The sequence below is a fragment of the Amycolatopsis sp. NPDC004079 genome (assembly GCF_040610415.1).
GTDB lineage: Bacteria > Actinomycetota > Actinomycetes > Mycobacteriales > Pseudonocardiaceae > Amycolatopsis > Amycolatopsis halotolerans.
In genome coordinates, this window is sequence record NZ_JBEXMH010000138.1 from 1 (window position 1) to 8,502 (window position 8,502).

Annotated in this window: 8 protein-coding genes; 3 read left to right on the top strand and 5 right to left on the bottom strand. The window is 69.8% G+C overall.

Annotated elements, in window-relative coordinates; translation table 11 throughout:
• Positions 1-279 precede the first annotated feature (279 nt).
• From ABZX37_RS48810 to ABZX37_RS48820, 3 genes are all read right to left on the bottom strand, one after another.
• Complete coding sequence (locus ABZX37_RS48810) at positions 280-1,191, bottom strand: lytic murein transglycosylase (RefSeq protein WP_354751176.1); 912 nt, start codon at positions 1,189-1,191, stop codon at positions 280-282.
• Between the two features lie 562 nt (positions 1,192-1,753).
• Positions 1,754-2,236 (bottom strand): hypothetical protein, encoded by a 483-nt coding sequence (locus ABZX37_RS48815; protein ID WP_037713183.1) that lies wholly within the window; start codon positions 2,234-2,236, stop codon positions 1,754-1,756.
• Positions 2,237-2,576: 340 nt separating this feature from the next.
• The gene (locus ABZX37_RS48820) at positions 2,577-2,744 is read right to left on the bottom strand and encodes a hypothetical protein (protein WP_162836029.1); all 168 of its coding nucleotides are present in this window, start codon (positions 2,742-2,744) and stop codon (positions 2,577-2,579) included.
• A gap of 195 nt (positions 2,745-2,939) precedes the next feature.
• On the opposite strand from ABZX37_RS48820, the gene ABZX37_RS48825 reads away from it, so the two are divergent.
• Positions 2,940-3,455: a GNAT family protein gene (locus ABZX37_RS48825; protein ID WP_354751177.1), complete on the top strand. Its 516-nt coding sequence runs from the start codon at positions 2,940-2,942 to the stop codon at positions 3,453-3,455.
• 14 nt (positions 3,456-3,469) lie between these two features.
• Here the strand turns inward: ABZX37_RS48825 and ABZX37_RS48830 are convergent, their stop codons facing one another.
• The gene (locus tag ABZX37_RS48830) at positions 3,470-4,612 is read right to left on the bottom strand and encodes a CaiB/BaiF CoA-transferase family protein (RefSeq protein WP_354751178.1); all 1,143 of its coding nucleotides are present in this window, start codon (positions 4,610-4,612) and stop codon (positions 3,470-3,472) included.
• Between the two features lie 26 nt (positions 4,613-4,638).
• Positions 4,639-5,790: an acyl-CoA dehydrogenase family protein gene (locus tag ABZX37_RS48835; protein WP_116206670.1), complete on the bottom strand. Its 1,152-nt coding sequence runs from the start codon at positions 5,788-5,790 to the stop codon at positions 4,639-4,641.
• A gap of 98 nt (positions 5,791-5,888) precedes the next feature.
• Here ABZX37_RS48835 and ABZX37_RS48840 point away from each other — a divergent pair, with 98 nt between their 5' ends.
• Together ABZX37_RS48840 and ABZX37_RS48845 are read left to right on the top strand one after the other, a co-directional pair.
• Positions 5,889-6,497, top strand: a complete 609-nt coding sequence (locus ABZX37_RS48840) for a TetR/AcrR family transcriptional regulator (protein ID WP_354751179.1) — start codon at positions 5,889-5,891, stop codon at positions 6,495-6,497.
• Positions 6,498-6,563: 66 nt separating this feature from the next.
• Entirely contained in the window at positions 6,564-8,174 is a 1,611-nt protein-coding gene (locus tag ABZX37_RS48845) for a succinic semialdehyde dehydrogenase (protein WP_354751180.1), read from the top strand.
• Positions 8,175-8,502 lie beyond the last annotated feature (328 nt).

Sequence of the window (8,502 nt, forward strand, 5' to 3'; positions counted from 1 at the left end):
CGCGCCCCGGGCGGGCAGCAGGGGGTCACGTGCCCTCGCTCCCGCGGAAGTCCGTGAAGGGCTCCTTGAGGGAATCTGATTCCCTCAAGGAGCCCTTCACGGACCTCGGCATCGCGCACCCGGCTCGTCGGCAGGGGCGAGCGAACTGCTGAGCCGACCTCGCTTGGGCGGTCGGGCGGGCCGGATGCGAGGAGCTGTGCGCGGGGCGGGAATCCAAGTCCGTGAAGGTTCCCCTCACGGACGAGGGTCGGAGAAGCAGGCGGGGAGGTTGGCGAGCGGTCAGCCCGCTTGCACCTTCTGCGCCGCCTTCGCGTAGCCGTCGGCCAGGCCGAAGACCTTCTGCGCGTACTCCGTCGAGTTGTTGTACGACAGGATCCCCGCCCACCAGCCCGCCGGGCTGGCCATGTCGCGGCCGCCCGCGCACAGGTAGCGGGCGGCGGTGAGGGCGGCGTCGTCGATTTGCTGCGGGTCGGCGCGGCCGTCGCCGGTGGCGTCGGACGCCCATTTCCGCCAGGTGCTCGGGATGAACTGCATGGGGCCGACCGCGCGGTCGGCGACCGGGTCGCCGTCGAGCTGGCCGCCGTCGGTGTCGCTGATCGCGCGGACGCCGGAGGAACCGTCGAGCGGGACGCCGATGATCGGCTTCGACGGGCGGCCGTCCGCGCCGAGGACCGCTCCGCCGTACTGGCCGTGGTTGGACTCGATGCGGCCGATGCCGGCGAGCGTCGCCCAGGAGATGTGGCAGCCGCGGTCGACCTCGCGCATCGCGAGTTCCGCGTTTCCGTACGCGCGCACCGCGCGGGCCGGGATGCCGGTGGCGGGCCCGACCTTGTCCGCCCAGCCCTGCAGCGGGTCGCCGCCGGTCGGGCGCGCGGACTGCGGTGCCGTGCCCTGGTCCGCCGCCCCGCCCGCGGCGACGGCGCTGACCGGCGCGATCGAACCCGGCTTGACGTCGACCGCCTTGACGCTCAGCGCCGGGATGTCGGTCGTGGTGGGACTGGCTGCCGGGGCGGACGCCCTGGTGACGATCCAGATCCCGCCGCCCGCGACCGAGAGCACCGCGACGACGACGGCGAGCCGCACCGCGAGCGCGGCGCCGTGACCGCGACGGGCGGGCGAGGGGGCGGCAGCGGGAGCCGCGGTCTCGTCCCCGGTCGGCGCGGTGTCGGGGGTCTGTCCGGTGGCGGGCACGAAACTCCGGTCCTCCAGCATGGCTTGGGGTTCGCAACACTCAACGAGCCCGCGCAGGTTAGCGTTACGCACGCATCGCCATGGCCCCCGCCACGCCGGTTCACCCAGCCGGGTAATCCGGGTTCCGTCAGGTGGACGGCCGCCGCCGCACAAACCCCACGAGCCCCATGCCGAGGCGGGTTCGGCGGACCGGCCGAAGGAACTTCCGGCGCCGTCCGGGCGGCATCACCGCGGTTCGCCCGCCGACCATGCGACAAGGAACTCCCGCCGCCGCTCGGGCAGCATCCCGCGATTCACCCACCGGCCATGCGGTCTCGCCAACCAGGCTTTCGCCGCGCTTCGACCGCTGCCGCGATGTCCGGCCGCCGCCAGTCGACACCGCCAACGAAAAACGTCCGCCGCATGCGGCTTCGGCGCTCCCGAGCAAAGGAGTGCTTCCACCGCACCGCGACGGGCGTCTCGCCGTGCTGCCTGGCCGATTCGCCGACCAGGCAACACAGCTGTCAAACAGGCTTCTTCTTGCGCCGCGCGAGCCGCGCGGAAAACCAACCGCCTCGAACGATCAGGCAGGCTTCTGCTGCCGAGCCAGCCGAGCGACGCACCACGCGGGCGCGCTGCCTCGGCGGAGATGCTGCAGCACCGTCATCGGGCCGAGCCGCCGCGCCAGGTCGGACGGCGCGAGACCGGCCGCCCGGTAGTCCAGGGCCCGCTGGTCGAGCGGGCTGATGCCGGCGTCCCACCACTGCTGCGCTTCGGCGACGTCGCCGACCATCTGCCACCAGCCCGCGGCGGCGACGAGCAGTTCTTCCGGGACCTCCGGCAGCCGGGCGCGCATCGCGTCGAGGTAGCCGGGGTCGGCGGCCTCGACCGGGGCCCAGCGGGCGGGTCCGGACCGGGCGCGCTGGCCGGGAATGCCCGGCGGAGCGGCCGGCGCGTCGGCCAGCCAGGCCGAGGCGATGCGATCGACCTCCTGCTCCTCAGGGGTCTTCTCGCGCTCGGCCGACCACTGCCGGATCAACGCGTCCACTCCGGGATCTCCGGTCATCCCTGCCTCCTCATCGGTCCCCGACGGGCAGGCCTTTCGACCGCCTGCCCCGTTGCGCGTCCACGACTGGCACCCCACGCGTGACCGGGCCGAATACCCGCCGTGACCCGGTTCCCGGGGGACCGGAGAACCGGCTGATCACGCAATGTGAGCACCGTAGGGCGGCACCTGCTTTCTCCGCCATACCCCGGACCCCGGAAATTCGGTGACCAGGCGGTTTCAGGGGCCAATCCACCCGGATGGTCGAGCGAAGTGCCCGAATCCCGGGATCCGGTGACGATGCGTGACTAGTTGGCCGGACGGACGCGCGGAGGCGTCCCGGCGAAGGGAAAAGAGCGGGTCAGGCGAAGAGGCTCTTGAAGAAGGTGACGATCGCTTCGGCGCCGTCCTTGAGCCAGCCGAGCACGCGGTGCACGAAGGCCGCGGAGTTGGTGGGCTGCGTGATCAGGAAGAACAGCACGAGCGCGACGACTCCGACGACGACGATCTTCTTCAGGCCGCTCGACATGGTTTCGTTCCCCTCCGCTCACCCGGCATCCGGTCGAACGCCGGCCCCGCCTCGGCAGAGTCGGCTCCCACTGTAGTGACGACACGGCGGAATGGCCCGTCGCAGGCCCCGATCCAGCCAGAAAGCTCACGGCCGGGTGACGCCGGTCACCAACGGGTGATCAAGTCCCGGGCGGCGCCCCGGTAGGCTCCGCCGATGGACGACGGCGCAGTGACTCTCCGCCCCGTGCGCGAGTCCGACCTCGGTCTGCTGGAGGCGCTGACCAACGACCCGGAGACGGTCGGCGAGCACCAGTGGTTCGGCTGGCACGACCCCGGCTACATCCGGCGGCTCTGGCGCGAAAACGGCATGCTGACCACCGACAACGGCATGCTCGTCCCGACGCTCGGCGAACGTCCGCTCGGGCTGGTGTCGTGGCATCGCACGCGGACCGGCCCGCACACCTACTGCTGGAACATCGGCATGGTCCTGCTGCCGGAGGCGCGCGGGCACGGCCTCGGCGCGCAGGCGCAGCGGGAGCTCGTGCGCTACCTGTTCGCGCACACGCAGTTCAACCGCGTCGAGGCCAGCACGGAGGTGGGCAACCGGGCCGGACAGCGTTCGCTGGAGAAGGCCGGATTCACCCGCGAAGGGATCCTGCGCGGGTTCGACTTTCGCGACGGGGAGTGGCGCGATCACGTCCTCTACTCGGTGATCCGCTCCGACTTGTGAGTGGTGATCACCACTTACGACACCGCGCCCGCCTCCCTCAGCGCCAAAAGCTCAGCGTCGTCATAACCCAGCTCCGCCAACACTTCCGCAGTGTCGGAGCCCTTCTCGTGCGGCGCTTCCGGCGTAGCAGCGGGCGTCCGGTCGAACCGCGGCGCCGGTGCGGGCTGCACCGTGCCGCCGATGTCCACGAACGTTCCGCGCGCCGCGTTCTGCGGATGCTCGGCGGCCTCCCACGGCGACAGCACCGCGGTGAGACACGCGTCGGTGCCTTCCGCCCGCGCGACCAGTTCGTCGCGCGTGAACCGGCCGACCGCTTCCTCCAGGATCTTGCGCAGCCGCGGCCATTGGCTCTGGTCGACGTGCATCGGCAGGTCCTCGTTCTCCAGCCCGAGCACCTTCACCAGGTCAGCCCAGAACCGCATCTCGATCGCGCCGATGGCGACGTACTTGCCGTCCGCGGTCTCGTAGGTGTCGTAGAACGGGGCGCCGCCGTCGAGGAGGTTTTCGCCGCGCTCCCCCGGCCACACGCCTGCCGCTCGCATCCCGTGCAGGCTCGTGGTGAGCAACGCCGCGCCTTCCACCATCGACGCGTCCACGACCTGGCCGCGCCCGGACGTCGTGCGCTCGTGCAGCGCGGCCAGCACGCCCATCGCGAGCATCAGGCCGCCTCCGCCGAAGTCGCCGACCAGGTTGAGCGGCGGCACCGGGCGTTCGCCTGCCCGGCCGATCGGGTCGAGCGCGCCGGCGACGCCGATGTAGTTGATGTCGTGCCCGGCCGCCGACGCGAGCGGACCGTCCTGGCCCCAGCCGGTCATCCGGCCGTACACGAGCCGCGGGTTGCGCGCGTGCACCTGCTCCGGCCCGATGCCCATCCGCTCCGCGACGCCCGGCCGGAAGCCTTCGATCAGCACGTCGGCGCTTTCGGCCAGTTTCAGCACCAATTCGACGCCTTCGGGCGTTTTCGTGTTCACGCCGACCGAACGCCTGCCGCGGGCGAGCGGGTCGTTCGGGATGCCGAGCACGTCGGAGCCCGGGGTGGCGCGGTCGACGCGGATCACGTCGGCGCCGAGGTCGGCCAGGATCATGCAGGCAAACGGAGCCGGCGCGAGCCCGGCCAGCTCCACCACCCGCAGCCCGGCGAGCGGACCTTGCTTCACGGGTAAGTCCTTTCGCAGCAACGGATTCAGAGCGTGCGGGAGATGATTTCCTTCATGATCTCGCTGGTGCCGCCGAAGATCCGCGAGATCCGCACGTCCGCCCAGGCCCGCGCGATCGGGTACTCGGTCATGTAGCCGTAGCCGCCGAACAGCTGCAGGCAGTCGTCCACGACCTTGTTCACCCGCTCGGTCGTCCACAGTTTCGCCATCGCCGCGCCCTGCACGTCGAGTTCGCCGCGCAGGTGCCGTTCGATGCACTGGTCGAGGAACGCGCGCGACACCGCGGCTTCCGTCGCCGCCTCGGCGAGCTTGAACTTCGTGTTCTGGAAGTTGAAGATCGGGCGGCCGAACGCCGTGCGTTCCTTGGTGTAGTCGATGGTCAGGTTCACCGCGGCTTCCAGACCTGCCACCGCGGTCACGGCGATGATCAGCCGTTCCTGCGGGAGCTGCAGCATCAGCTGGATGAAGCCCTGGCCCTCAGCGTCGCCGAGCAGGTTCGCGGCGGGCACGCGGACGTCGTCGAAGAACAGCTCGGCGGTGTCCTGGCCCTTGAGCCCGACCTTGTCGAGCACGCGGCCGCGGCGGAAGCCCGGGGTGTCGGTCTCGACCACGATCAGCGAGACGCCCTGCGCGCCGGCGTCCGGGTCGGTCTTGCACGCGACCACGACGAGGTCGGAATGGAAACCGTTGGTGATGAAGGTCTTCGCGCCGTTGATGACGTAGTGGTCGCCGTCGCGGACCGCGCGGGTCTTGATGTTCTGGAGGTCTGAACCAGTGCCCGGTTCAGTCATCGCGACCGCGCCGACCATCTCTCCGGTGGCCATCTTCGGCAGCCACTCGCGCTTCTTTTCCTCCGACGCGTACGCCAGGATGTAGTGCGCCACAATTCCACTGTGGACGGTGACGCCCCAGGCGCTGTCCCCGGCGCGAGCCTGCTCCTCGTACAGCACGGCCTCGTGCGCGAACGTGCCGCCGCCCCCGCCGTACTCCTCCGGGATCGACAGGCACAGCAGGCCGAGCTCGCCCGCCTTGGTCCAGATTTCCCGGTCGAGCTTCTTCTCCGCCGCCCAGCGCTCCTGGTTCGGCACGAATTCCTTCTGCAGGAACGACCGGGAGAGCTCCCGGAGATCCTCGAGTTCGGTGGTGCTCCACGAGCTCTTCTGGGTCTGCAACGGCACGGCTGGGCCTCCCGCGAACTGGAAAACATGACGCTTGGCAGGTAAGTTCTGAGCGGAATGTACATCCCATCCGTCCGGTACGTAAAGCAGGAGCCGCGATGACTGAGGTCGCCCGGGGACACCGCACCCAGGCCGAACGCCGCGAGCAGACGCGCACCGCCCTGCTGGACGCGACGATCGACTGCCTGGTCGAGATCGGGTACTCGCGGGCGTCGGTGCAGGAGATCTGCACCCGCGCGGGCGTCTCGAAGGGCGCGGTGCAGCACTACTTCGCCACGAAAGCCGAACTGATGGCGGCCGCGGTGGAGCACCTCACCACCAAGCTGCGCACCCAGCTCGCCGCCTCGCTCGGCTCACTGCCGGGCGGCGCGTCCGGCGTCGCGGCGGCGATCGACCTGCTGTGGGAGGGCTACTCGGGCACGCTGTCCACCGCGGTCACCGAGCTGTGGGTCGCCGCCCGCACCGACCCGGAACTGCGCGCGGCGATCCGCCCGGTCGACCGTGCACTGGGCCGAGCGACGCTGGGACACATCAGCGAAGTCGCCGGCGACCTGCCGAAAGAACGCGCGGAGATGCTGTTCTGGCTCACCGTGAACCTCACCCGAGGCCTCGCCCTCGACGCCGAACTGGGCGGCGACCCCCGGCGACGCCGTCAGCTGCTGGAGGAGTGGAAGCGGATTGCCGTGCTGCTGTATTCGGGCGACTAGTTTCCATACCGCCGGTATGGTGTACTCGTCGGTAACACCCGGCCCGCACGGAAGAAGGTGCGCTCGATGACGAGTACGACCCCTGCGAACCTCACCGGCCAGCCCCTGCCCGCGACCGTCGGCGGCGTGGCAGGCGCTCCGTCCGCGGCCCGCGCGGCCGCACTGGTAGCCCGCGTGACCGGAGGCGCCGACAACGCGCCAGTGCACATGACCGCGCCTTTCACCGGACAGCCGATCACCTCGCTCCCCCAAGCCGACGATGCCGAAGTACGCGCCGCCTTCGCCTCCGCCCGCGAGGCCCAGCGCGAATGGGCAGCCCTTCCGGTGACCCGGCGGCAGCAGTTCCTCCTGCGCCTGCACGACCTGGTACTCGCTCGCCAAGCGGAAGTCCTGGATCTGGTCCAGGTCGAAGCAGGCAAGGCCCGGATCGACGCGTTCGACGAGGTCAGCGCCACCGTCCTGGTAGCGGCCTACTACGGCAAACACAGCGCGAAGATCCTCTCCCCGCGCCGCGCCCCGGGCGTGATTCCAGGCCTTACCCGCGCCGGCGAACTGCGGCACCCCAAGGGCGTAGTCGGCATCATCTCGCCCTGGAACTACCCGCTCGCGCTGACCGCGATGGACGTCTTCCCCGCGCTCGCCGCCGGTAACGCAGTTGTGCAGAAACCGGACAACCAGACCGCGCTGTCCGCGCTGTGGCTGCAAGAACTGGCCGAGGAAGCCGGACTGCCCGCAGGCCTGTGGCAGATCGTGCTGGGCCGAGGCTCGCAAATCGGCGACGCGCTCCTGGAAGAATGCGACTACCTCTGCTTCACCGGCTCCACCCCCACCGGCAAAGACCTGGCGGGCCGGATCGCGCAGCGGCTCACCAGCTATTCGCTGGAGCTGGGCGGCAAGAACCCGATGATCGTGCTGCCGGACGCAGACATCCCCAAGGCCGCCGCCGGTGCGGTAACAGCGTGCTTCTCGTCAGCAGGCCAACTGTGCGTGTCGGTCGAGCGGATCTACGTGCACGACAGCATCCGCGAAGAGTTCACCCGCGAATTCGTGGCGCGAACAGCCGCTCTCCGACTGGGCGGCTCGCTGGACTACCACGCCGGCATGGGTTCGCTGACGTCGAAAAGCCAGCTGGAAACAGTGTCCGCACACGTGGAAGACGCCCGGACGAAGGGCGCGCAAGTACTGACCGGCGGACGCCCCCGACCGGACCTGGGCCCGTTGTTCTACGAGCCAACGGTCCTGACGGACGTCCGCCCCGGAATGACCCCGTTCGCCTCGGAAACCTTCGGCCCAGTGGTATCGATCTACGGTTTCAGTGATGTCACGGACGCGATCGAGCGAGCGAACGACACCCCGTTCGGCCTGAACGCGAGCGTATGGACGCGAAGGGGCCGCGCAGGCTGGGAAGTCGGCGCACGCCTGAAGGCAGGCACCGTGAATGTCAACGAAGGCTACGCAGCGACCTTCGGAACAGTCGGCGTCCCCATGGGCGGCATGAAAGAATCCGGCGCCGGACGCCGCAACGGCGCAGAAGGCCTGCTGAAGTACACCGAACCCCAGTCAATCGCCGTGCAGCGAGGAATGGGCCTGCGACCGCCCAAGGGAGTTCCGGGTTCCGTGTGGGCCCGATTCATGACGGTGAGCATGAAACTCCTGCGCCACCTGCCCGGGCGGTAAGACGTCCGTGAGGGGAACCCTGAGGGAATCAGAGTCCCTCAGGGTTCCCCTCACGACCCGCATTCCCTCAAGGGGCTCCTCACGGAACCAGATTCCCTCAAGGAGCCCTTCACGGACCGCCCCCACGGCCGTGATCGCGGCGCACCCAATGTGGCGTTCGGTGCGTCAGACGCACCCAATGCCACATTGGGGCGCTAGCCCCACTCACCAACCGCACCGGTGCACCCAACGATCGAGGCACCCAGACCCTCCCCCGCACCCCGATACGAAGCCTCCCTGCGGTCTGGGGTTGCTTGTCAAGGCATCTTTCCCGCCTTGACAAGCAACC

Coding starts and splice junctions, on each gene's coding strand:
- ABZX37_RS48815 (WP_037713183.1), bottom strand. CDS start 2,236: ATGACCGGAGATCCCGGAGTGGACGCGTTGATCCGGCAGTGGTCGGCC.
- ABZX37_RS48820 (WP_162836029.1), bottom strand. CDS start 2,744: ATGTCGAGCGGCCTGAAGAAGATCGTCGTCGTCGGAGTCGTCGCGCTC.
- ABZX37_RS48825 (WP_354751177.1), top strand. CDS start 2,940: ATGGACGACGGCGCAGTGACTCTCCGCCCCGTGCGCGAGTCCGACCTC.
- ABZX37_RS48840 (WP_354751179.1), top strand. CDS start 5,889: ATGACTGAGGTCGCCCGGGGACACCGCACCCAGGCCGAACGCCGCGAG.
- ABZX37_RS48845 (WP_354751180.1), top strand. CDS start 6,564: ATGACGAGTACGACCCCTGCGAACCTCACCGGCCAGCCCCTGCCCGCG.